This window comes from Actinoplanes octamycinicus (genome assembly GCF_014205225.1).
GTDB classification, from domain to species: Bacteria; Actinomycetota; Actinomycetes; order Mycobacteriales; family Micromonosporaceae; genus Actinoplanes; species Actinoplanes octamycinicus.
This window is the reverse complement of the sequence record NZ_JACHNB010000001.1, coordinates 4,107,366-4,129,223: the sequence shown is the minus strand read 5'-3', so window position 1 is coordinate 4,129,223 and position 21,858 is coordinate 4,107,366. Positions and strand designations below refer to the sequence as shown.

22 protein-coding genes are annotated in these 21,858 nt (G+C 73.2%); 13 read left to right on the top strand and 9 right to left on the bottom strand.

Features of this window, described 5'->3' with window-relative positions:
• Positions 1 to 43: 43 nt before the first annotated feature.
• Positions 44 to 748, bottom strand: a complete 705-nt coding sequence (locus tag BJY16_RS18505; RefSeq protein WP_185040654.1) for a DivIVA domain-containing protein — start codon at positions 746 to 748, stop codon at positions 44 to 46.
• A 194-nt stretch (positions 749 to 942) separates the two neighbouring features.
• Entirely contained in the window at positions 943 to 2,157 is a 1,215-nt protein-coding gene (locus tag BJY16_RS18500; RefSeq protein WP_185040653.1) for a low temperature requirement protein A, read from the bottom strand.
• Positions 2,158 to 2,241: 84 nt separating this feature from the next.
• Between BJY16_RS18500 and BJY16_RS18495 the strand changes: the two genes are divergently transcribed.
• The 5 genes from BJY16_RS18495 to BJY16_RS18475 all read left to right on the top strand — a co-directional run bounded on the left by BJY16_RS18495 (position 2,242) and on the right by BJY16_RS18475 (position 6,684).
• The gene (locus BJY16_RS18495) at positions 2,242 to 3,786 is read left to right on the top strand and encodes a serine hydrolase domain-containing protein (protein ID WP_185040652.1); all 1,545 of its coding nucleotides are present in this window, start codon (positions 2,242 to 2,244) and stop codon (positions 3,784 to 3,786) included.
• A 12-nt stretch (positions 3,787 to 3,798) separates the two neighbouring features.
• Positions 3,799 to 4,635 carry a rhamnogalacturonan acetylesterase gene (locus BJY16_RS18490; RefSeq protein WP_185040651.1) on the top strand — a complete coding sequence of 279 codons (837 nt, stop codon included), beginning with the start codon at positions 3,799 to 3,801 and terminating at the stop codon, positions 4,633 to 4,635.
• A gap of 127 nt (positions 4,636 to 4,762) precedes the next feature.
• Positions 4,763 to 5,980 carry an inorganic phosphate transporter gene (locus tag BJY16_RS18485; RefSeq protein ID WP_185040650.1) on the top strand — a complete coding sequence of 406 codons (1,218 nt, stop codon included), beginning with the start codon at positions 4,763 to 4,765 and terminating at the stop codon, positions 5,978 to 5,980.
• A 10-nt stretch (positions 5,981 to 5,990) separates the two neighbouring features.
• Positions 5,991 to 6,305: a hypothetical protein gene (locus BJY16_RS18480; protein ID WP_185040649.1), complete on the top strand. Its 315-nt coding sequence runs from the start codon at positions 5,991 to 5,993 to the stop codon at positions 6,303 to 6,305.
• 61 nt (positions 6,306 to 6,366) lie between these two features.
• Positions 6,367 to 6,684 carry a DUF3349 domain-containing protein gene (locus BJY16_RS18475; RefSeq protein ID WP_185040648.1) on the top strand — a complete coding sequence of 106 codons (318 nt, stop codon included), beginning with the start codon at positions 6,367 to 6,369 and terminating at the stop codon, positions 6,682 to 6,684.
• Positions 6,685 to 6,705: 21 nt separating this feature from the next.
• Here the strand turns inward: BJY16_RS18475 and BJY16_RS48450 are convergent, their stop codons facing one another.
• Positions 6,706 to 7,320 carry a DivIVA domain-containing protein gene (locus tag BJY16_RS48450; RefSeq protein WP_185040647.1) on the bottom strand — a complete coding sequence of 205 codons (615 nt, stop codon included), beginning with the start codon at positions 7,318 to 7,320 and terminating at the stop codon, positions 6,706 to 6,708.
• Positions 7,317 to 8,066 (bottom strand): AbfB domain-containing protein, encoded by a 750-nt coding sequence (locus BJY16_RS18465; protein ID WP_185040646.1) that lies wholly within the window; start codon positions 8,064 to 8,066, stop codon positions 7,317 to 7,319. Before BJY16_RS18465 ends, BJY16_RS48450 begins: the two co-directional genes overlap by 4 nt.
• 279 nt (positions 8,067 to 8,345) lie before the next feature.
• Here BJY16_RS18465 and BJY16_RS18460 point away from each other — a divergent pair, with 279 nt between their 5' ends.
• A complete protein-coding gene (locus BJY16_RS18460; protein ID WP_239177545.1) occupies positions 8,346 to 9,416 on the top strand; it encodes a LacI family DNA-binding transcriptional regulator in 1,071 nt (356 codons plus the stop codon).
• Between the two features lie 376 nt (positions 9,417 to 9,792).
• The gene (purU, locus tag BJY16_RS18455; protein WP_185040645.1) at positions 9,793 to 10,698 is read left to right on the top strand and encodes a formyltetrahydrofolate deformylase; all 906 of its coding nucleotides are present in this window, start codon (positions 9,793 to 9,795) and stop codon (positions 10,696 to 10,698) included.
• Positions 10,699 to 11,211: 513 nt separating this feature from the next.
• On the opposite strand, the gene BJY16_RS18450 is transcribed toward purU, so the two are convergent.
• Together BJY16_RS18450 and BJY16_RS18445 are read right to left on the bottom strand one after the other, a co-directional pair.
• The gene (locus tag BJY16_RS18450) at positions 11,212 to 11,973 is read right to left on the bottom strand and encodes an SGNH/GDSL hydrolase family protein (protein ID WP_185040644.1); all 762 of its coding nucleotides are present in this window, start codon (positions 11,971 to 11,973) and stop codon (positions 11,212 to 11,214) included.
• 125 nt (positions 11,974 to 12,098) lie between these two features.
• A complete protein-coding gene (locus BJY16_RS18445) occupies positions 12,099 to 13,088 on the bottom strand; it encodes a sulfotransferase (RefSeq protein ID WP_185040643.1) in 990 nt (329 codons plus the stop codon).
• A gap of 482 nt (positions 13,089 to 13,570) precedes the next feature.
• On the opposite strand from BJY16_RS18445, the gene BJY16_RS18440 reads away from it, so the two are divergent.
• The 3 genes from BJY16_RS18440 (at position 13,571) to BJY16_RS18430 (ending at position 16,811) form a co-directional block, all read left to right on the top strand.
• Positions 13,571 to 14,473: an alpha/beta hydrolase gene (locus BJY16_RS18440; protein WP_203759061.1), complete on the top strand. Its 903-nt coding sequence runs from the start codon at positions 13,571 to 13,573 to the stop codon at positions 14,471 to 14,473.
• 955 nt (positions 14,474 to 15,428) lie between these two features.
• Entirely contained in the window at positions 15,429 to 16,268 is an 840-nt protein-coding gene (locus BJY16_RS18435; RefSeq protein ID WP_185040642.1) for a Midasin, read from the top strand.
• Between the two features lie 66 nt (positions 16,269 to 16,334).
• Positions 16,335 to 16,811 carry an NUDIX domain-containing protein gene (locus tag BJY16_RS18430; protein ID WP_307835786.1) on the top strand — a complete coding sequence of 159 codons (477 nt, stop codon included), beginning with the start codon at positions 16,335 to 16,337 and terminating at the stop codon, positions 16,809 to 16,811.
• Between the two features lie 77 nt (positions 16,812 to 16,888).
• Here BJY16_RS18430 and BJY16_RS18425 read toward each other — a convergent pair whose 3' ends face one another.
• Positions 16,889 to 17,737: a helix-turn-helix transcriptional regulator gene (locus BJY16_RS18425; RefSeq protein WP_185040641.1), complete on the bottom strand. Its 849-nt coding sequence runs from the start codon at positions 17,735 to 17,737 to the stop codon at positions 16,889 to 16,891.
• An 88-nt stretch (positions 17,738 to 17,825) separates the two neighbouring features.
• Between BJY16_RS18425 and BJY16_RS18420 the strand changes: the two genes are divergently transcribed.
• Positions 17,826 to 18,848: an aldo/keto reductase gene (locus tag BJY16_RS18420; RefSeq protein ID WP_185040640.1), complete on the top strand. Its 1,023-nt coding sequence runs from the start codon at positions 17,826 to 17,828 to the stop codon at positions 18,846 to 18,848.
• Entirely contained in the window at positions 18,841 to 19,584 is a 744-nt protein-coding gene (locus tag BJY16_RS18415; protein WP_185040639.1) for an alpha/beta fold hydrolase, read from the top strand. Before BJY16_RS18420 ends, BJY16_RS18415 begins: the two co-directional genes overlap by 8 nt.
• A 189-nt stretch (positions 19,585 to 19,773) precedes the next feature.
• Here BJY16_RS18415 and BJY16_RS18410 read toward each other — a convergent pair whose 3' ends face one another.
• Positions 19,774 to 20,571, bottom strand: a complete 798-nt coding sequence (locus tag BJY16_RS18410) for a polysaccharide deacetylase family protein (protein WP_185040638.1) — start codon at positions 20,569 to 20,571, stop codon at positions 19,774 to 19,776.
• A 214-nt stretch (positions 20,572 to 20,785) separates the two neighbouring features.
• Between BJY16_RS18410 and BJY16_RS18405 the strand changes: the two genes are divergently transcribed.
• Positions 20,786 to 21,247 carry a DUF1707 and DUF4190 domain-containing protein gene (locus tag BJY16_RS18405; RefSeq protein WP_185040637.1) on the top strand — a complete coding sequence of 154 codons (462 nt, stop codon included), beginning with the start codon at positions 20,786 to 20,788 and terminating at the stop codon, positions 21,245 to 21,247.
• On the opposite strand, the gene BJY16_RS18400 is transcribed toward BJY16_RS18405, so the two are convergent.
• Positions 21,219 to 21,752, bottom strand: coding sequence for an SDR family NAD(P)-dependent oxidoreductase (locus BJY16_RS18400; protein ID WP_185040636.1), 534 nt, complete (start codon positions 21,750 to 21,752; stop codon positions 21,219 to 21,221). The genes BJY16_RS18405 and BJY16_RS18400 overlap by 29 nt on opposite strands.
• Positions 21,753 to 21,858: the final 106 nt, after the last annotated feature.

The following is a 21,858-nucleotide window of genomic DNA, read 5'->3' as shown; positions in this document are numbered from 1 at the left end:
GACCGAAAAAGGTCCGCGGGGCTCCGGACCGCCGGGCGGTTGCTTACTCCAGCTCGCGACCCGCCGCGTCGGGGCCGCTGGTCAGGTCCATCAGCTGCTGGGTGACGTGGTTGGTGAGGGCCTGCTGGTAACCCTTGGCCAGCTGGCCGAGCTTGTCGATCTCGTCGATCAGCGCGGCGCGTTTCTCCACCAGGCTGTCCATCGCCTCGGCGTGGTTGCGGCGCGCGTCGCTCTCGATCGTGCTCGCCTTCATCTGCGCCTCGGCGGTGAGCTGCTCGGCCTTGCCGCGGGCCGCGTCGAGCAGCGCCTCCACCTCGCGCTGCGCGTCGCGCATGTGCTCGTCCGCGGTGCGCTGGGCCATCATCAGCACCCGGGCGTTGCGGTCGTCGTCGCCGACGGTCGGCATCGCGCCGGACGGGGTGGCGCTGCGCGCCCGCTCCAGCTGGGCCTGCATGTCGCGGGCGTTCTGCTCGGCCCGGGCCCGGGCCTCCTGCAGCCGCTCCAACTGGGCCTGCAGGTCGGCGAACTCGTTGGTGATCACCATGGTGGCGGCCGGGTTGCTGGCCATCCCACCACCGCCGCCGCGCTGCGCCTGGTTCCGCAGCGCGTTGTTCTCCTCGAGGAGGCGGATCAGCTCCTGCTCGACCTCATCGAGGAAGGCGTCGACCTCTTCCTCGTCGTATCCACGCTTGCCGATCGGCGGCTTCTTGAAGGCCACGTTGTGGATATCAGCTGGGGTGAGCGGCATCGCATTCCTCGGTTCCCGTCGGCGGACGTGGTGCGGCCCGAAATCCTACGCAACGGCGGCACGTTACCGCCGGTCGGCATGATCACGCGCCCCCAAAGCCGGTGACCTGCCGTTTTGTGAGTAGGCGCACGCCCGGGTCACAGCGTGCAAGTCACGGATAGTACCGGCCGGCGGCCACTCACACACCTGGCCGCTCACACCTTGGCCACCCGCACCGCGCCGGCCCGGTGCTGGAGCACCCCGGTGATCACGCCCGCGACCAGGACGGTCGCGCAGAGTGCCACGAGCAGTGCCGGCGGGCCGTCCGGCAGCAGCACGGCCAGCAGGACCAACGGTACGCCGAGTCCCGGCCAGACCAGCGCCACCCGCCACCGCCGGGACAGCACGCCCTGGATCACCGCGGCACTGAGCAGGTAGCCGGCCAGCCCGGCGCCGAGCACCACCCGCGCGCCGGTGGACAGGTGCTCGTGCGCGATGGCGTGCTCCAGGCCGACCGCCACGGCGGCCAGGCTCACGGCGATCGGGAGGTGGGCGTACACATAGAAGTCGTGCACGCCGCGGCGGGTGTGCTCGCCGCCCTCCTCGACCAGGCGGCGTTTCGCCGCGCCGCCGGACAGGTCGAAGTAGGACCACCAGAGCGCGGCCGCGGCCAGGAAGGCGAAGATGGCGGTGGCCACCGCCCCGCCGGACCATTCGCCCTCGCGCAGCCCGACCACGGTGGCCGCGACCGACTCGCCGAGCACCAGGATCACGAAGAGGCCGAACCGTTCCGGCAGGTGCTCCATGTGCAGCGGGGGCGCGTCCGGGACCCGGGCCGCCAGGTACGGGCCGATCAGGTCGAGCAGCACGCCGACCGCCCACAGCGCGTACCGGGCCGGCTCCGGCACGGCCAGCGACACCAGCCAGCAGACCGCCCCGGCGGAGTGCCCCCACAGGTACGGCCGGATCCCCGGCCGGGTGTCCGGCAGGTTCCGCCACACCCGCAGGTAGCCGGCCACCAGCACCAGCCGGAGCAGCACGTAGCCGGCCGCGAACCAGCCGGAGTGCGCGCCGACCGCCTGGTCGGCGGCCGCCGCCATGACGATCACCCCGCCCATCCCGGTGAGGGTGAACAGCCGGAAGATCGCGTCGTCGGTGTCGAACCGGTTGGCGTAGAGCGTGGTGCTGGCCCACGCCCACCAGCCGGCCACCAGGACCGCGGTGAACTTGAACGCGGCGTCCCAGGTCTGGTGCTCGGTCAGCACGTCCGCGCAGCGCGCCACGAACAGCACGAAGGCCAGGTCGAAGAAGAGCTCCAGCCGGGTCGCCGAGCGGTTCGAGTCGCGGTTCACGTCCGGGGGCCGGACCAGTTCCCGCTCCTCCTCGTCCTCACGGTCCAGCCGGGCCTGCTCCGCCGTCGTGTCGGCCATCCCACCTCCCAGGTCGTGGCTCCGGGATACCCGCTCGCCGCCGACCGGAACCCGGAAGTGACAGCCATGGATAGAGTCGGCCGCATGTCCGTATCGGTTACCCGGCGTACCGCTCTGGTCGCCGCAGCCGCCACCGGCGCGGCAACCCTCGTCCCGACACCCGCGAAGGCGGCCCGATCCGCCTTCGCCGAGCTGGAAGCGAAGATCAAGGAGGGGATGGCGAAGTACGCGATCCCCGGCGTCGCCCTCGGCCTGCGTCACCGCGGCCGGGACTACCTGCGCGGTTACGGCGTGACCAGCGTCGCCGACCCGCACCCGGTGGACCCGGACACGGTCTTCCAGGTCGCGTCCACCACCAAGACGTTCACCGGCACCGCGCTGATGCGGCTCGTCGAGCGCGGCCGGCTCGACCTGAACCGGACCGTCCGCAGCTATCTGCCCGACTTCCGGACCGCCGACCCGGCCGCCTCGGCCCGGGTCACCGTGCGCCAGGTGATCCAGCACAGCCCCGGCTGGCTGGGCGACTTCCTGCTGGACACCGGCACCGACGACGGGGCGCTCGCCCGGTACGTGGCGGCGATGTCCCGGGTGCCGCAGCTGACCGCGCCGGGGAGCACGTTCGGGTACAACAACGCGGCGCTGTCGGTGGCCGGGCGGCTGATCGAGGTGGCCAGCGGGCGGCCGTACGAAAAGGCCATCCGCGATCTGGTGACCGGTCCGCTCGGCCTGCGCACCAGCGGGTTCTCCCCCGCCGACCTGCCCGGCGCCCGGATCGCCCTGCCGCACGCGCCGGGCGAGGACGGCAACCCGGTCCCCTACCCCGAGCTGTTCGCCGTGCCGCGCAGCCTCGCCCCGGCCGGCGGCCTGCTCTCCAGCGCCCGGGACCAGCTGCGCTGGGCCCGGTTCCATCTGGGCGACGGGAAACCGCTGCTCAACCGGCACTCGATGCACCTGATGCAGTCGCACCCCGGTCCGGGCGGCACCCTCTTCGTCGAGTTGAACGGGGTCGGGATCAGCTGGATGCTGCGGCCGACCGCGGAGGGTCCACTGGTGGTGCAGCACGGCGGCGACTGGTCCGGGCAGCACTCCGGGTTCCTGATGGTGCCGGAGCGGGACTTCGCGATCACCGTGCTGACCAACTCGGAGACCGGCCCGGCGCTGCTGGCCGAGCTGTTCGCCGACGACTGGGCGCTGAGCCGGTTCGCCGGCGTGCACAACCTGCCGGCCAAGCCCCGGCTGCTGCCGGCCGACCGGCTCGCCGAGTACGCCGGGACCTACTCGTTCGAGCAGATCGGCTTCGACGGCGAGACCGCCTCAGTGAGCTTCGACCTGGTGCCGGACGCCGGGACGCTGCTCTTCCGGGCGGCCGACGGCTCGACCGGCGGGCGGCTGGTCTTCTACCGCCGGGACTACGTGCTGGAGCAGGCACCGGACGGCGAGTACGGGACCGGGCGGGACGACTTCGTCCGGGGCGCGGACGGGTCGGTGGCCTGGTTCCGCAGCGGTGGACGGCTGTTCCGCCGGACGCCGCCGGGCACCGCCCCGCTGGCCGCGCCGCGCCGCGCCACGCCGTCGAAGCTACCGACTCTGAGCACGGGGAAAGCGCTTGCCTCCATCGATGTGAGCTGATTCCATGAGCGGATGACGATCGACCGGAGAACCCTCCTGCGCGCATCCCTCGGCGGCGCCACCGCCGGCGTCCTCGGCGTCACCACCGCGGCCCGCGCCGCACCCGGTCCGGGTCGCCGGTCCACGATCTTCGTGGCCGGCGACTCGACCGCCGCCACCTACGCCCTGGCCGACCTCCCCCGGGCCGGCTGGGGCCAGGCGCTGCCCGTCTTCCTGCACCACGGGGTCGCCGTGGTCAACGCCGCCCTCTCCGGCGCCAGCTCGAAAAGCTTCGCCGACCAGGGCCGGCTCGACCTCATCCGGGCCGCCATCCGCCCCGGCGACACCCTGCTGATCTCCTTCGGCCACAACGACGAGAAGGTCGAGGACCCGGCCCGCGGCACCGACCCGTGGACCACGTTCCAGGACTACCTGCGCCGCTACCTGGACGGCGCCCGCGCGGCCCGGGCCCACCCGATCCTGGTCACCCCGGTGGAGCGGCGCCGGTTCACCGCCGACGGCGTCCCCTACCTCTCGCACGGCGCCTACCCGGACGCGATGCGCGCGCTGGCGCGCCAGACCCGGACCCCGCTGATCGACCTGACCGCGCTCTCCTTCGACCTGTGGGGCCGGCTCGGCCCGGAGGCCACCAAGGACCACTTCCTCTGGCTGGACGCCGGGGAGCAGCCCACCTACCCGGCCGGGGCCGCCGACAACACGCACTTCCAGGCGCACGGCGCGATCGAGGTGGCCCGCCTGGTGGTCGCCGCCGGCCGGTCCCTCCCCGGCCGCGACCGTCGCGCGCTGCGCGATCCGGCCATCCCGGACGACGTCCTCACCTGGCCGCCCATCCGCCCGGCGGAAAGCTGAGCCCACCCGGCGACGCCCCACCCGGCTCCGCGACCCGGCGGGCGGAAGCTGAAACCCAGCTGAATACCGGGCGAACTCTGCCGGGCGTGCCTTTAGGGGCGCCGCGCCGCGGGTAGACGCTGATCTCGTGACCGAGACAACCGTGGTCCTCATCCTCGTGGTCATCACCGCCCTCGGCTTCGACTTCACCAACGGCTTCCACGACACGGCCAACGCGATGGCGACCTCGATCGCCACCGGCGCGCTGCGTCCCAAGGTGGCTGTGCTCCTGTCCGCCGTGCTCAACCTGGTCGGCGCGTTCCTCTCCGTCGAGGTCGCGCTGACCGTCACCAACGCGGTGGTCAGAATCCAGAACAGCGACGGTACGCCGGCCGCCGAGCTGACCGCCGACGGCGGCCTGGGCCTGCTGCTGATCGTGCTGGCCGGCCTGGTCGGCGGCATCCTGTGGAACCTGTTCACCTGGCTGCTCGGCCTGCCGTCCAGCTCCTCGCACGCGCTGTTCGGCGGGCTGATCGGCGCCGCCGTCGCCGGCCTGGGCTGGGCCGGCGTCAAGTGGACCGGCGACGGCTCCAAGCTGGACGGCGTCATCGGCAAGGTGATCCTGCCCGGGATCATGTCGCCGATCGTCGCCGGCGTGGTCGCCGCGGCCGGCACCTGGATGATCTTCCGGATCGTCGCCGGGGTGGCCACCCGGTTCACCGACGGCGGGTTCCGCTGGGGCCAGATCGGCTCGGCCTCGCTGGTCTCGCTGGCGCACGGCACCAACGACGCGCAGAAGACGATGGGCGTGATCACCCTGGCGCTGATCGCGGCCGGCGAGTGGACCGACACCGGCGCCATCCCGTTCTGGGTGAAGGTGTCCTGCGCGGTGGCCATCGCGCTCGGCACCTACCTGGGCGGCTGGCGGATCATCCGGACCCTGGGCAAGGGCCTGGTGGCGATCTCCCCGCCGCAGGGAATGGCCGCCGAGTCCGCCTCGGCCGCGGTCATCCTCACCTCCAGCCACCTCGGTTTCGCGCTCTCCACCACGCAGGTGGCGACCGGCTCGATCCTGGGCAGCGGCGTCGGCCGGCCGGGCGCGCGGGTGCGCTGGTCGGTCGCCGGCCGGATGGTCTCCGCCTGGGTGATCACGCTGCCCGCGGCCGGCCTGGCCGGTGCCGTGATGTGGTGGATCAGCGACCTGATCGGCGGGCTGGCCGGCGCGCTGGCGATCTTCGCGGTCCTGGTGCTGCTGGCCGGTTTCATGTACCACCGCTCGCGCCGGGAGCCGATCGACCACAACAACGTCAACGACGACTGGGACGCCCCGGCGACCCCGCGGGCCACCGCCGGCACGGCGAGCTGAGGGGGACGACGTGCACAACCTGACCCTGGCCTTCGAGAGCGTCTGGAAGATCCTGCTCGCCGGCCTGATCCTGGGCGCCGGGCTGCCGGCCCTGTTCGCGCTCGGCATCCGGTCGCTCGCCTACGGCGCGGGCGGCGACGCCGAGGTGCACGCGGCCGGCACCGCCGGGCCCCGGCCGCACCGGATCGGTACCGTCGGCGGATACGTCGCCTTCACCGTGGTGCTGCTCGGCGTGGTCCTCGGCATCACCTACATCGTGGCCAGCGCGCTGGGTAAGACACTCAGTTTCGAGCACGTCTTCCCCACCATCGCCGACAAGCACTGAGCGGCACCCGCTTCGAGCATCTCTTCTCACCACCGCCGACAAGCACTGGCCGGGAGGCTGCATGAGCGAGCAACGGTCGAACTTCCTGGCCCGGGCCGTGGAGTGGCTCCGGGCCGGCTACCCGGAGGGTGTCCCCCGCCGGGACTACGTGGTCCTGCTCGGCCTGCTGCGCCGCAAGCTGACCGAGGACGAGGTCCGCACGATCGCCCGGGCGCTGGTCGCCCAGGCGCGGCCGGGTGACGGGCCGATCACCGGCGCCGACATCGAGGAGATGATCAGCGACCGGATGCTGCAGGAGGCCACCCCGGCCGACGTGGTCCGGGTCTCCGCACACCTGGCGGCCGGCGGCTGGCCGCTGGCCGACCCGCCCGCCGCGTGAGCCGGCGCCGGCCGGCCGGCGTCACAGGTCGGCCAGCCGCTGGGCGACCATGCGGCGGATCTCCTCCCGCTGCGCCTGCGCGAGCAGGCGCAGCCGGTCGAGGTCGGCGAGCGCCTCCTCCCGCCGCTCGGCCAGCCCGCTGAGCGCCTGGGTGTGCCGGTGCCGGGCGTCGCTGTCGGTGGTGGACGCGCGCAGCTGGGCGTCGCTGGTCAGCCGGTCGGCCTCGGTGCGGGCCGCGGTCAGCAGCTGCTCCGCCTCCCGCCGGGCGTCGTCGAGGTACTCGTCCGCGGTCCGCCGGGCCATCGCGATCACCCCGGTGGCGGGCGGCTCGGCCCCGGCGGCGCGGGCGCGGTCCAGCTCCGCCTCGACCGCGCGGGCCTGCCGCTCGGCCTCGGCCCGTTCCGCGCTCAGCCGGCCCAGCTGGACGGCCAGGGCGGCCAGTTCCCGCTCCGGCATGGCCCCGGCCCGGTCCAGCTCCTCGCGGAGCGCCCGGTTCTCCGCCCGCAGCCGGGTGAACTCCTGCTCCGCCTCGTCCAGGAACGCGTCCACCTGATCCTCGTCGTAACCGCGCTTGCCCAGCGCCGGCCGCCGGAACGACACGTTGTGGATGTCCACCGGGGTGAGCGGCTCATTCATAGCGGCGGCAACGCCCGGAACCTGGTGGCCTGCCCGGCCGCCACCGGCTCCAGCCGGACCCCTCCGTCGGCGAGCACCAGGTGACGGTCCGGGAAGTTGACCGAGCGCAGGACGAACCCACCGGCCAGCGGCACCGGGCAGAAGGTGGCGTCCCGGTCGAACAGCACGGTGCCGTCCGCCCGGTCCAGCCGCAGGACGAAGTCCCGGTGCCGGAGGAAGAAGCCGGGATGGCCGGCCGCCTCAAAGGCGACGCACCGGCTGTCGGCGCGGCCCACCCGTACCGTGAACCGGGTGTCCATCCGGTCCAACGGAGCGCTGTCCGCGGTGAGCGGCTCGACCTGGGCCACGAAATCCCGGTGCCGCAGCCGGTATCCGGGCGCGTCGACCAGGCCCAGCCCGATCGTGCTGCCGGTGACCAGCACCGGCGCGGGCGGCGTCGGCTTCGCCGTCTGCTTCCGGCCGGCGCCCTTCGTCGCGGCGCTGACCGGCCGGGTGCCGCCCCGGATCGGGCTTGGACGGATCGACCGGCTGCTCGGCGCCGGCGCGATGGAGACCGGCGGGGAGGCCGGCGCGGACGCCACCGGCAGCACCCAGGTGGGCGGCGTGGGGGCCGCCGCGCCACCCGGCGGCTCGGCCTCGGTGTGCAGCATGACCGTCACGGTGGCGGCGTAGCCGAGCACCGCGAACACGGTGGCGGCGGCCAGCGCGAGCAGCGCGCGCCGGTCGGAGCGGGGGGCCTCCGGCATCTCTTCGTGACTCCTGGGGAACAAGGCGGCGAGGCATCGGCGCGGGCGCACGATGCCGGGGGATGTGCCGGGGGCGGGGTGGCGAACGCGTCCGGAGACAACGTTGTCACGGAGTGAACGCGACGCGAATTGCCTTGTCAACACCATGTATTACAAAGGTTTATTGCTTGTATCGGCTTGCCGCGTATCTGCCCGGGTGGGCGGTTTGCCCAGCTCACCGCAACGGCCGATCGAGATGACATCGTTGTCTCGCCGCGACGCGGTCTTTAAGCTGGCAGCGTGCCCGCCTCCGCCGGCCGCCGCCCCGGCCGGCCCACCATGAACGACGTCGCCCGCGTCGCCCGGGTCAGCCTCAAAACCGTCTCCCGGGTGGTGAACAACGAGCCGAACGTCTCCCCGGTGCTGATCGCGCAGGTCCGCAGCGCCATCGAGACGCTCGGCTATCGGCCCGACATCGGGGCCAGCACGCTGCGCCGCGGCGACCGCCGGTCCGGGACGATCGCGCTGCTGCTCGAGGACGTCGGCAACCCGTTCTCCGCGGCCCTGCACCGGGCCGTCGAGGACGAGGCCCGTACCCGCGGCGTGCAGGTGCTGACCGGCAGCCTGGACGAGGACCCGCGGCGGGAGCGGGAGCTGGCCCGGGCGTTCGCCATGCGCCGCGCCGACGGGCTGATCATCGCCCCGGTCGGCTCGGACCAGAGCTACCTGATGACCGAGGTGCAGACCGACACCCCGGTGGTCTTCGTGGACCGGCCCGGCCAGGGCTTCCCGGCGGACACCGTGCTGGCCACCAACGTGATCGGGGCCGGCGAGGCCACCCGGCACCTGATCGCCCACGGGCACCGGCGGATCGCCTGCCTCACCGACTACACCCGGATCTCCACCGCCCGGTTCCGGCAGGACGGCTACCACACCGCGCTGCGCGAGGCCGGCCTGGAGCCGGACGCCCGGCTGGTCGTCACCGAGCTGCACACCACGGCCGCGGCGGAGAGCGCGGTGATGGAGCTGCTGCACCGGCCCGACCCGCCGACCGCCCTGTTCACCAGCCAGAACCTGATCACCATCGGGGCGGTCCGGGCGCTGCGCCGGCTCGGCCTGCAGGGCGCCGTCGCGGTGGTCGGCTTCGACGACTTCCCGCTGGCCGACCTGCTCGAGCCGGCCGTCACGGTGATCGCCCAGGACCCGGCGCTGATGGGGCGGACGGCGGCACGGGCGCTGTTCCGCCGCCTCGACGGGGACAGCGGGCCGCCGGCCGAGCACTGGATCCCGACCAGTCTGATCCGGCGCGGTTCGGGCGAGCTGCCACCCGGCACCCACCTGCTCGGGGAGCGGCTCGCCGGCTCCCTGTGACCCGGCGGCCCGCGCCGCCCGGCACCGCACGCCGCCCCTGTGACCTGGCCCGCGCCGCCCCGGCACCGCACGCCGCCCCTGTGACCTGGCCCGCGCCGCCCCGGCACCGCACGCCGCCCCTGTGACCTGGCCCGCGCCGCCCCGGCCTACCTCCGCCGCCCGCGTTGCGGGAGAATCCCGGACGGAAGATCTTCAGGTGCTACCGTGCCCGCCGCAACGACGCGCGCCACCGGGACCCGCACCGCCCCAACGGCAGACGCTCCGGGGATGACGCCCGCTCCGGGAGCGATGCTCGCTCCGGGGATGACGCCCGCCCCGGGGCAACGCTCGCTCCGGCGACAATGCTCGCTCCGGCGACAAGAGAGGAGGACCTGACGTGACGCTGACCCAGGAAGCACTCGCGGTCCGCACAGAGCCCACGCCCACCCACAATCAGGCCGTCCTGATCGTGCACGGCAAGGACCGCACCGGCATCGTCGCCGCGATCAGCGCCGTGCTGGGCAAGCACGACGCCAACATCGTGTCGCTCGACCAGTACTCCGACAACCCGCACGGCGGCGCGTTCTTCCAGCGGACCGTCTTCGCGCTGGACCACCTCAAGGCCCGGCTGCCGCAGGTCGAGCTGGACCTGCAGGCCAAGCTGGCCGAGGGCTTCGAGCTGGAGTACACCCTTCGCGACCTGTCCCAGCCGAAGCGCGTGGCGATCTTCGCCTCGAAGGACGACCACTGCCTGCTCGACCTGCTCTGGCGGCACCGCCGCGGCGAGCTGCCGGTGAACGTCTCGATGGTCATCTCCAACCACCCGGACACCGCCGACGAGGTGCGCTTCTTCGGCGTCCCGTTCTTCCACGTGCCGTCCGCCGGCCCGGACAAGTCCGCCGCCGAGGCGCAGCACCTGCGGCTGCTGCAGGGCAACGTCGACTTCATCGTCCTGGCCCGCTACATGCAGATCCTCTCCGGTGACTTCATCGAGCGCGTCGGCGTCCCGATCATCAACATCCACCACAGCTTCCTGCCGTCGTTCATCGGCGCCGGCCCGTACGCCAAGGCCAAGCAGCGCGGCGTCAAGCTGGTCGGGGCCACCGCCCACTACGTCACCGAGGACCTCGACGAGGGCCCGATCATCGAACAGGACGTGATCCGCGTCTCCCACGCCGACACCGTCCGCGACCTGCAGCGCCGCGGCGCCGACGTGGAACGCGCCGTCCTCTCCCGAGCCGTCCGCTGGCACAGCGAGGACCGCGTCATCCGCCACGAGAACCACACGATCGTCTTCGCCTGACGACCACCCGACGGGCCCGCCGCTGACCTGGCCGGCGGGCCTTCGTCATGCCGGCCCATCGTCAGCTGACGGCCAATCCCTATCTGACCGCCGATTCCCGAGCTGACCGCTGATTCCGAGCTGACCGCTGATTCCCGAGCTGACCGGCGAGGACCGGGCGGTCCCATTCAAGATCAAGAAATCCATGACTCGGATCCGCGCTGATCACTGATCGTCGCTCCCGCCAGGGACCCTTCCGGGCCGGGCTGGCCGCTGGCGCGTCCAGAACGCCCGGCCCTCCAGGGCGACGCCCGAGGGTGGCGACGACCGCCAACCCCACACCCCGCCCGGTCCGCATCACCCCGGACCGCAGTGCGCCTCACGGTCGGCCGGCTGGCCCTCACGGGTGCCTCAACCACCGCGAGACACCCGTGAGCACCAGCCCACAACCGGAACCGGTCAGGCGGGCTGGCCCTCCGGGGTGCCTCAACCGCCGCGAGACACCCCTGAGCGCCAGCCCACAACCGGAACCGGTCAGGCGGGCTGGGTGGCCGGGACGGAGATCCAGTTGGTGTACTTGCCGGTGCGGTTGTCGCCGGAGGACTGGCCGCGCAGCCGCCGCTGCACCCACGGCAGCACGTGCTCCCGGTAGTACCGGGCCTCGGCCAGCAGCCCACCCGGCGCCCCCGGACCGGGATCGATCACGTGCGCCGGCGTCGGGTGGCCGAGCGCGGTCAGCACCAGGCTGGCCACCCGGCGGTGGCCGTTGGCGTTCAGGTGGAGGCGGTCCGCCGACCAGTACCCGGCCCGCTGGATCTCCTTGTCGTGGAAGACGTCGACGAAGGTCAGGTCGTAGCTCTTGGCGAACGGCGCGCAGGCGGCGGTCAGCGCCTCCCCCTTGCGCCGCATCGAGCCGCCGAGCGGCAGCCGCGCGGACGGGTCGGCGCCGGAGAGCAGCAGCACCCGCACCCCGTTGTCCAGGCACCGCCGGATCGCCTGCTCGGTCATCGCGACCAGGGTTTTCAGGTCGCCGCCGGGCCGCATCATGTCGTTGCCGCCGCCGTTGAGCGAGAGCAGCGTCGGTTTCGGGTCGAGGGCGAGCGCCGCGTCCAGCTGCTCGGTGACGATCGGGCGGAGCAGCCGGCCGCGGATCGCCATGTTCGCGTACTGGATCGGCTCGCCGAGGCCGGCGGCCAGACCGGCGGCGACCAGGTCGGCCCAGCCCCGCTCGCTGCCGTCCGGCTGGGTGTCGCCCATCCCCTCGGTGAAGCTGTCCCCGATCGCGACGTACCGCATCCGCACTCCCGCCTAACCGGCCCGCTGTTACTGACCGGTACAACATTAGTCAGCGGGGGTGGCGATCCGGCGCCCTCGGGGCGACCCCGTGATCAACGACTCGCCGGCGAGCACGTGAGCTCTGGTCAGGAGACGGTCGCCTGCTCCGGTACGTGCGGCGCGCCACCCGGAGCCGGTCGGTTGGGCCGGCTCGTCCGAGCGCGGTACCCGTACCGGTGCAGCAGCGGCAGGGCGAGCGCGGTGGCGGTCAGCCGTGGCCCGGCGGTCTGCTCCTGCCGCCAGCGGTCGTCCACCCGCAGCGCCACCTCGCCGGTCCGGAACCGTCCCGGGTTCCCGGCGATCGTGTGGTTCACCTCCAGCCGCACGGTGTTCTCGTCGGTGAACGGCCCGGTCCCGGCGTCCACCCCGGCGAAGTCGAGCAGGCTCTCGATGGTGGCCCGCGGCCCGGCCACGAAGTCCTCGTAGCGCAGCATCCGGTAGCGCCCCTGGTAGGCGCCGGCCAGCCGCTCGGCGAGCGCGTTGCGGACCAGCCAGTGCATGGTGCTGGCGGCCGGCGCCTCGCGGTGCATCATGGCCGGCTTCCGGCGGTCCACCTGCGGGATCTTGCGCATCCAGGAGTGGGTGACCGCGCGCGGGTCGCGGATCATGTGCAGCAGGTAGGGCTGCACGCCGGCCATCCCGGGCAGCAGCGCGGCCGCCGACGGGATCTTCGACGAGTCGATGATCAGCCGGGCCCCGGTGACCTCGCCGATGGCCCGGTAGAGCCGGTTGGTGACCTGCCGGTACTCCTCCGCCTCCGGTCCGGCGACCGGCCCGGTCAGCGCCCGGGTGTGCCGCACCCGGATGGCCTGCCGCTGCAGCCGGAAGACCCGCCGCGGATCCGGCCGCCCGGTCCCGAAAGCGGCGTCGAGAATGTCCGCCCACAATCCGCAGCGCGGGAACGTCACGCCGCATCCGCATTTGCGGCCCTCGATGAGTCCGCGGCTCCAGAGATAGAACAGCTCGCCGGTGGAGAACACCCCGTCATAGGAATTCAGGATGTTGTCGACGATGGTGGTGCCGCTGCGGCCCCACCCGGCGATGTACATGACCTTCACCAGACCCGTCGTGTCCACGCTGACGATCAACGAGCCGGCAACACTGCCGTGACGTGTTTTAAGACGACATTTCCGTTTTGTCACGGCCGCTGCGACCACGACCGATCACCCCGCTTGACGGTACGACTCCGTCCCGCCCCCACCGCCCGCCGACCCGCACCCGCCGCGCGCGACGGACCCCCATCGATCGGCCGGCACTCCTGCCCGCGACGCGCCACCGGCCACCGCCAATGACCGAGCACCCCGCATCCGCGACGAGCCACCGACGGCCGTCAATGACCGGGCACCCCACATCCGCGACGCACCACCGACGGCTGTCGATCGCCGGGCGACGCCGGCGGCGTACCGTAATTGGACCCGCCCCGACCCGGGCGGACCGCGCGCCGACCAGAAACCCGGCGCTTCCCGCTTCGCATTCACCCCTCGCGAGCGGCATCTTTCCGGTGCGCTGATTGCCGTCCGGCCCTACCCCGACGTCCTTTCTGGTACGAGGTGAGATCGTGACCGCACAATTGAACGAACCGCAGCGGTATTCCCCGCCCCCGCCCGTCACCGAAGGCGACCGGGTGTGCCGGCGCGACGCCACGGTGGCCGAGGTCCCCGGCTTCCGGCCGCTCACCCTGGACCTGTTCCGGCCGGTCGGGTCCGAGCAGCCCCACCCCCTGATCATCTGGATCCACGGCGGCGCCTGGCTGTTCGGCAGCAACAAGGCCGACGGGCCGCAACTGGCCCCCGCCGACATCACCTCGCGCATTCTGGCGGCCGGTTTCGCGGTCGCCCGGGTGACCTATCGCCTGAGCGGCGAAGCCCGTTTCCCGGCCCAGTTGCACGACGTCAAAGCGGCGGTCCGGTGGCTCCGGAGATACGCCGCGGAACTCGGCCTGGACCCGTCCCGGTTCGGCGTCTGGGGCGAATCGGCCGGCGGCCACCTGGCGGCACTCATCGCATTGACCGGCGACGATCCGGATCCGGCGCTGGCCGGGCGCAACGGAATACTGGGCGTCTCGGACGCGGTGCAGTCCGCGGTCGTCTGGTACGGCCCCAGCGACCTCCTGACCATGGCCGCGCAGAGCCACCCGGAGGGCGTCCAGGACCACGACGCGCCGGACGCCCCGGAGAGCCTGCTGGTCGGCGGCCCGGTGCAGACCCTGCCCACCGAGGCGGCGGCGGCCAGCCCGGTCACCTACGTGTCCGCCGAGGCGCCGCCGATCCTGCTGATGCACGGCGCCGACGACCGCGTGGTGCCCGCCGGCCAGAGCGAGGAACTGCACGACCGGCTGGCCGCCCTGAGCGCCCCGGTCGCCTTGCGGCTCATCCCCGGCGCGGACCACTGCTTCACCGGCACCGACCTGACGCCGCTGATCAATGAGTCCCTGGAGCACTTCGCCAAGACCCTGTCCTGATCCACTCCGCACGAGGCCGCTCCGGGTCGCGGCCCCCGCGAGGCCGCTCCCGGTCGCGGCCCGCACCAGGCCGCTCCCGCCTGCGGTCCCGCGGGGCTGCTCCCGCCTGAGGTCCACGGCAAGCCGCTTCCGCTTGCGGTTCACACCGGCCGCTCCGCCTGCGGGTTCACGGGAAGCCGCTTCCGCCTGCGGTTCACGGGAAGCCGCTTCCGCCTGCGGTTCACGGGAAGCCGCTTCCGCCTGCGGTTCACGGGAAGCCGCTTCCGCCTGCGGTTCACCTGGGGCCGCTCACGGTTGCAGTCCACACGAGGCCGCTCCCCATCGCGGCGCACGCAAGGCCGCTCCCAGTTGCGGTCCGCCATTTCCGGTATGCGGCGGGCGTACCGGAAATCGGCGAACCGCGCTGGCCGGCAACCGCAGGAAATGAAGCGAACAGCGACCGCTCGTGGAAGCGGACCGCGACCGCTCGTGAAAGCGAACAGCGACCGCTCGTGGAAGCGACCGCGAGCGCGCAGCGAAGCAGAACGCAACGCGCGGGAAGGCGGACCGCGAGCGCAAGAGAAGCAGCCGCGAGCGTGTCTTGGGAAGCCACCACGAGCGCCGGGGAAAGCGAGCCCCGAAACGCGCCGCGCAGCGACCGTGTGCGCGTGGCGAAGCGGACCGTGTGCGCGTGATGAAGCGGACCTGTGCTCATGGCGAAGCGGACCGCGAGCCGCGTGCCGCAACGGACCGCGAGCCGCGTGACGAAGCGGACCGCCGTGACGAAGCGGACCGCCGTGACGAAGCGGACCGCCGTGACGAAGCGGACCGCGAGCGCACCCGAGGGAGCGGGGCGCCCGCCGGCTTAGTTGCTGAACGGGAGCGAGTCCGGGGTGGCTCGGGTCCGAAGGCGCCACGCGGTCACGGCGGGCTCTACGGTGGTGACTCCCCGTAAGAGTCACGAGAGGCCCCCACCGTGAACCGTCGTCGTTCCGTCTCCGTCGCGATCGCTGCCGCCGCTGCCACCGTGACCATGCTGTCGATGTCCGGCGCCGCGATGGCGGCCGGCACGCGGAGCGCCGCGGGCAAGCCGTCCACGGCCGCCGCCAGCAAGGACACCGACCGGGATGGCATGCCGGACGCGTGGGAGAAGGCGAACGGCCTGAACGTCAAGAAGAACGACGCCAAGCTGGACAAGGACCGGGACGGCCTGGCCAACAAGGCCGAGTACAAGGCCGGGACCAGCGCGAAGAGCGCGGACACCGACCGGGACGGGCTGCCCGACGGCTGGGAGGTGACCAACCGGCTGAACCCGCGCAAGGACGACGCGGACGCCGACCCGGACGACGACGGGCTGGGCAACGCGCAGGAGTTCGAGCTCGGCTACCGCCCGCGGGTCGCGGACAGCGACGACAACGACATCCCGGACGGTGACGAGGACCCGGACGAGGACGGGCTCAGCAACGTGCAGGAGTACCAGCTCGGCTACGACCCGCAGGCGGCCGACTCGGACGACAACGAGGTCACCGACGGCGAGGAGGACCTGGACGCCGACGGGCTGAGCAACGCGCAGGAGTTCCTGCTCGGCGACGACCCGGAGAGCGACGACACCGACGGCGACGGGGTGCTGGACGCCGACGAGGACAGCGACGGCGACGGGGTCACCGACCTGGACGAGCTGACCGGCGGGACCGACCCGCAGGACCCGGCGGACGCCGAGCTGCCCGGCGACGACGCCCCGAGCGACGAGGTCCCGGGCGACGACGGTGCGGGCGACGAGGTCCCGGGCGACGACGACACCGTGGGCGAAGCGTAGGCAACCGGCGGGCGAACAAGACATCGCCGTCCCCCGATGCGGCGTGGTCACCGTTAACCTGACGCGGTGACCGCGAGCGACTACACCGCCACGCTGGCGCGTAAACGGATGGGTGCCGGCGCCCTGCTCTCCGACCAGTTCGGACGGGTGCTGCTGGTCGAGCCGACCTATGTGCCGTACTGGGAGGTCCCGGGCGGCTCGGTGGAGGCCGGCGAGTCACCGTACGCGGCGGTGAACCGGGAGCTCCGGGAGGAGCTCGGCGTGCTGGTCCGGGTCGGCCGGCTGCTGGTCACCGACTGGACGCCGCCGGCCCCGGAGCGCACCGAGGGCCTGATGCTGATCTACGACGGCGGCCTGCTCCCGCCGGACCAGACCGCCCGGATCCGCCTCCCCGCCGCCGAGTTGCGCAGCTGGGCCTGGTGCACTCTCCCGGAAGCCGCCACGCTGCTCCCCGAGCCGCTCGCCCGCCGTGTCACCGCGGCTGCCCGGGCCCGCCAGGAGAACACGTCGTACTACTTGGAGAACGGCCACTTCATAGCCTGACCGCACCAAGACCACCCGCTTCCGGTACGACCGGAGCCCCGCGCCCGCCGGCTCGGAACAGTGCGGCCTCGGCGGGACTACCGTGCCGGGGCGGACTGGTACGTCCAGGTGGCCAGCAGGCGCAGGGCGGTCTCGGACGGCGAGCCCTCCTCGACGGTGTGCGCCACGAGTGCCTGGTCGGGATCGTCGGGCAGGCGGAGGGCCTCGAAGCCGAGGGTCAGCCGGCCGACGACCGGGTGGCGGTACTCGTAGGTGCCGTGGGTCTTCTCCTTGAGGCCGTGCTCGGCCCAGGCGGCGCGGAACTCCGGGCTGGCCGCGCGCAGCTCGTCGATCAGCGCCCGGCTGCGCGGGTCGGACGGGTGCCGGGCCGCGTCCAGGCGCAGGAAGCCGGCCACGTCGCGGACCTTCGCCGGCCAGTCCACGTAGAGCCGGCGGATGCCCTCGTCGAGCAGCACCAGGCGGGCCATGTTGCGCTGCCCCGGGTCCAGCGCGCCGAAGTCGGTGAGCAGGGCGGCGGCCAGATCGTTCCAGGCCAGCACGTCGGCGTCGCGCCCGATCACGTAGGCCGGGACGTCGCCGACCGCCTGCAGCAGGCGCCGCAGGCCGGGCCGCACCCGCTGCGCGCGCCCCGGATCGGCCGGCGCGAACGGCCGGGCCAGCCGGTGGAGGTGGTCCCGCTCGACCGGGTCGAGCCGCAGCGCCCGGGCCACCGCGTCCAGCACCGACTCGGAGAAGTGCAGGGTCCGGCCCTGCTCCAGCCGCACGTAGTGGTCCACGCTGACGCCGGCCAGCCGGGCCAGCTCCTCGCGCCGCAGCCCGGGCACCCGGCGCCGGCCGCTGTGCGGCAGGCCGAGCTCGTCCGGGTCGATGCGGGCCCGCCGGGAGCGCAGGAACTCGCCCAGCTCGGCGCGCCGGTCCAGAATCATGCCCCCCAGTATTCCCGGTCGCCGCCCGCCCAGCCTGGTCACGTCATGCCCTGGCTGACGCCCGCCCGGCGACCGGAGGATCGGTGCCATGACGACAACCCGAGCACTCGGCACGACCGGGATGGAACTGTCCACCGCCGGACTCGGCGCGTGGGTGATGGGCGGCGCCGACTGGCAGTACGCCTGGGGCCCGCAGGACGACGCCGACTCGATCGCCACCATCCACGCGGCGGTCGGCGCCGGGATCAACTGGATCGACACGGCGGCCGCCTACGGGCTGGGGCACTCCGAGGAGGTGGTCGGCCGGGCGGTGGCCGCGCTGCCCGCCGCCGACCGCCCGCTGCTGTTCACCAAGGCCGGCCTGGTCTGGGACGACCCGGCCCGGCGGGACGCGCCGCCGCGGCGGGTGCTGACCGCGGCCTCGGCGCGCCGCGAGCTGGAGGCGTCGCTGCGCCGGCTGCGGACCGACCACATCGACCTCTACCAGGTGCACTGGCCGGCCGACGGCAGGCTGCTGACCTGGGGCGACGACGACGGGTCGGAGCCGGTCGACGGCTGCGAGCTGGAGGAGTACTGGCAGACCATGGCCGATCTGCGCGCCGAGGGCAAGGTCCGGGCGATCGGCCTGTCCAACCACGGGGTCGCCGAGCTGGAGCGGGCCGAGAAGGTGGCGCACGTGGACGCGATCCAGCCGCCGTTCTCGGTGCTGGTCCGGGACGCCGCCGACCAGATCGACTGGGCCGCCGGGAACGGCACCGGGGTGATCGTCTACCAGCCGATGCACTCGGGACTGCTGACCGGGGCGTTCGACGCGGCCCGGGTGGCGGCGCTGCCGGCGAACGACTGGCGGCGCGGCCATCCGGACTTCACCACCCGGCTGCCGGCGAACCTGCGGGTGGTGGACGCGCTGCGGGCCGTCGCCGACCGGCACGGCGTGCCGGTGGCCGCGGTCGCGGTGGCCTGGGTGCTGGCCCGGCCCGGCGTGACCGGGGCGATCGTGGGCGCGCGCCGCCCCGAGCAGATCGCCGGCTGGCTGCCCGGCGCCGACCTCACGCTGACCGGGAAGGATCTGGCCGGGATCGCGGCGTGTCTATCCTTCTCGGGTGACTGATCTGTTCGTCGAGGAGTTCGGTTCCGGCCCGCTGCTCGGCTATTCGCACGGTGTCTTCTTCAGCCCCCGGGTCGAGGACCGGCTCGGCCTGCTCGACTGGTCCCGGATCACCGGCGCCCGCCGGATCCGGCGCTACCACCAGCGCGGGCACGGCCTGTCGCCCGGCGCGCCGGACCCGGAGCTCTACACCTGGTCGAGCCTGGCCGGCGACCTGCTGGCGGTGGCCGGCGAGGGGCCGGTGGACTGGGCGGGGTCGTCGATGGGCACCGGCACGCTGCTCTGGGCGGCGGCCCGGAAGCCGGACCGGTTCCGCCGCCTGGTGCTGATGATCCCGCCGACCGTGCGGGACGGGCGGGTGGCGTCGCGGCAGGCGTACCTGTCCGGCGCGGCCGGGGTCGAGGCCCGGAGCAAGGACGCCTGGATGACGATCATGCGGGGTTTCCCGCCGGCGCCGATCTTCGCCGACGTGCCCGGCTGGGAGTTCGACGCGGACGTGCCGGAGCCGCTGCTGCCGTCGGTGCTGCGCGGCGCGGCACGCACCGACCTGCCCGGCGACGAGGCGCTCCGGGCGGTCACCCACCCGGTGCTGATCCTGGCCTGGGAGACCGACCCGGGTCACCCGGTGGACAGCGCCGAGCTGCTGGCGAAGGTGCTGCCGGACGCCCGGCTGCACGTCTCGGCCACCTCGGCGGACGTGCGCACCTGGCCGGACCGGATCGGCGACTTCCTGTCCTGAGCGGCGCCGGGCGACAACCGCGCTGATCGACGAGGTGCGGCTGCTGGTGCGTCCGGCCGCGGCGGGCAAGCGCGACGTAACCGTGCGGGACGGCGGACCCGCACGACACGCGCTGCGGTCCGGTGGGGGCCGGGCCGCGCGTGCCGACCGGCACGGTGCTCCGAGTCGTACCGAAAAAGGATCTTGATCTTAGCCGGCGGACTGCTTCTTCGAGCCGGCGATCATCTCGGAGACGGTGACCATCCGGAAACCGCGGCGGCGCAGACCCTCGAACATCGTGGCGAGCCCCCGGATGGTCACCAGCCGCCGCTCGTCGCCCTCGTCGTGGGCGAGCAGGATCGAGCCGGGGCGGACCGAGTCGATGATGTCCCGGGCCTGGCCCTCCGGGTCGCCCTTGAACATCAGCTCGCGCATCGCCTTGGACCAGAGGACCACGTCGTAGCCCATCGAGTCGGCGGCCAGCATGGTGGAGCCGCCGATGTGCCCGAACGGCGGGCGGAGCAGGGTGACCGGCCGGTTGAACTGCTTGTGGATCTCGTCCTCGGTGCGCCGCAGCGACTCGGTGACCCCGGCCAGGTCGAGGGTGGCCAGGTCGTCGTGCGCCCACGAGTGGTTGCCGATCTCGTGCCGGTCCATCCGGCCGCGCACCAGGTCGGCGTTTCGCGCCAGGTTGCGGCCGACCATGAAGAAGGTGGCCGGCACGTCCGCCTGGTCCAGCACGTCGAGCACCTGGGGGGTCCAGTGCGGCGCGGGACCGTCGTCGAAGGTGAACGCCACCACGGGCTCGGTGGTCTCGACGTAGTAGCGGACCGCGACGCCCGGGTGGTGCACCGCGTCGAGCACGTCGGCGGCCGCGGCGTAGCCACCGGCCACCGGGGGGCGGTCCCAGCCGCACAGGTGCGGGATCGTCTTCATGCCGGCCGCGCCGACGGCGGCACCGGCCACCCCGGCCGCCGCGGTGCGCAGGAACGCGCGCCGGTTCAGCATGGAGCCGTTACTTGTGCCATGGTCTACCCCCGTATGCCCGGCATCGACATCCCCGGATTCTGTCCGATGCTGTCAAGTCAGTCGGGTGGGCACGGTCCTACATGAGGATGGAGAAGTCCACGAATCGGGGCCGTCGAGTAACCAAGATCACCCCGGTCGGATTACGCCCGGCCGGTGGACGCGGGCGCCGGCGTGCGCCGGTAGCCTTTCCGGCATGTATCGCTCGCCGCACGTCCGCGTCTCGGATGCCGACCGTGAGGCCATCGTGGCGCAGCTGAGCGCCGCGACCGCCGAGGGCCGGCTCACCATCGAGGAGTTCAGCGAGCGGTCCCGGCAGGCCTACGCGTCGCGGACCTGGGGCGAGCTGTCCACAGTGGTGCACGACCTGCCGGTGCCGGTGCTGGCACACCCGGTCACCCCGCCGCCCCCACCGGCCGACCGGGGCAGGATGCCGCTGCTCGCGATGGTTCTCGGCCTGCTGTCGCTGCCGCTCGCCCCCTGCCTGCTGGGTGGCCTCACCGGCATCGTCGCGACGGTGCTCGGCATCGTCGCGCTGAAGGGCCGTCAGGTGCCGAACGGCCGGGCGATGGCGATCACCGGACTGGTCTGCGGCTCGGCCGGCGTGCTCGTCCAGGTCGCCATGCTGCTCATGCTGTTCTTCTCGAGCTCCTACTGAGCCGCTCCCACCACCGGTCCGCGCCGAGCCGGACCCGGCCGGCGTTGCGCTCCATCGCGTCCAGCAGGTCGCAGGCGGCCCGGTAGGCCTCGTCCGCGGACCGCTCCGGCCCGCCCGGCAGCACCACGGTGACCCGGATGCCGGCTCCGGTCTGTGCCGTCCCGGCCGCCGCCGGGTGCACCAGGTGGGCCTCCGGCCGGGTGCGCAGCAGCGGCAGGAACGCGCGGTAGAGCGTCCCGGCGTGGTCGATCACGCCGTCCACCCGGCCCCACCGCTCGATCACCGCGGCGGGAAGCGCTTCGATGTCCAGCCGGTCGGTGGCGTCCACCGGGTGCGTGGAGAGCTGCTGCGGGGCGACCACCTGACGGGCGGTCTCGCCCAGGGCCACCGGATCCCGGTCGGCGGCGGCGACCCGCGCGCCGCGCCGGACCGCCTCCAGGGCGACCGCCCGGCCGATGTCGCTGCCCGCGCCGATCACCACCAGGGTCCGGCCCGCCACTCTCATACCGCACTCCCTCGATAGTGACGGCGATCACGCTACTGCGGCTCAGTAAAGAAAGGCAACGGCGCGGGTTTCGGACTTCCCGCCGCGCCGACGGGGGAAAACGGGA

Coding starts and splice junctions, on each gene's coding strand:
- BJY16_RS18505 (WP_185040654.1), bottom strand. CDS start 748: ATGCCGCTCACCCCAGCTGATATCCACAACGTGGCCTTCAAGAAGCCG.
- BJY16_RS18500 (WP_185040653.1), bottom strand. CDS start 2,157: ATGGCCGACACGACGGCGGAGCAGGCCCGGCTGGACCGTGAGGACGAG.
- BJY16_RS18495 (WP_185040652.1), top strand. CDS start 2,242: ATGTCCGTATCGGTTACCCGGCGTACCGCTCTGGTCGCCGCAGCCGCC.
- BJY16_RS18490 (WP_185040651.1), top strand. CDS start 3,799: ATGACGATCGACCGGAGAACCCTCCTGCGCGCATCCCTCGGCGGCGCC.
- BJY16_RS18475 (WP_185040648.1), top strand. CDS start 6,367: ATGAGCGAGCAACGGTCGAACTTCCTGGCCCGGGCCGTGGAGTGGCTC.
- BJY16_RS48450 (WP_185040647.1), bottom strand. CDS start 7,320: ATGAATGAGCCGCTCACCCCGGTGGACATCCACAACGTGTCGTTCCGG.
- BJY16_RS18465 (WP_185040646.1), bottom strand. CDS start 8,066: ATGCCGGAGGCCCCCCGCTCCGACCGGCGCGCGCTGCTCGCGCTGGCC.
- BJY16_RS18450 (WP_185040644.1), bottom strand. CDS start 11,973: ATGCGGTACGTCGCGATCGGGGACAGCTTCACCGAGGGGATGGGCGAC.
- BJY16_RS18425 (WP_185040641.1), bottom strand. CDS start 17,737: ATGATTCTGGACCGGCGCGCCGAGCTGGGCGAGTTCCTGCGCTCCCGG.
- BJY16_RS18420 (WP_185040640.1), top strand. CDS start 17,826: ATGACGACAACCCGAGCACTCGGCACGACCGGGATGGAACTGTCCACC.
- BJY16_RS18410 (WP_185040638.1), bottom strand. CDS start 20,571: ATGCTGAACCGGCGCGCGTTCCTGCGCACCGCGGCGGCCGGGGTGGCC.
- BJY16_RS18405 (WP_185040637.1), top strand. CDS start 20,786: ATGTATCGCTCGCCGCACGTCCGCGTCTCGGATGCCGACCGTGAGGCC.
- BJY16_RS18400 (WP_185040636.1), bottom strand. CDS start 21,752: ATGAGAGTGGCGGGCCGGACCCTGGTGGTGATCGGCGCGGGCAGCGAC.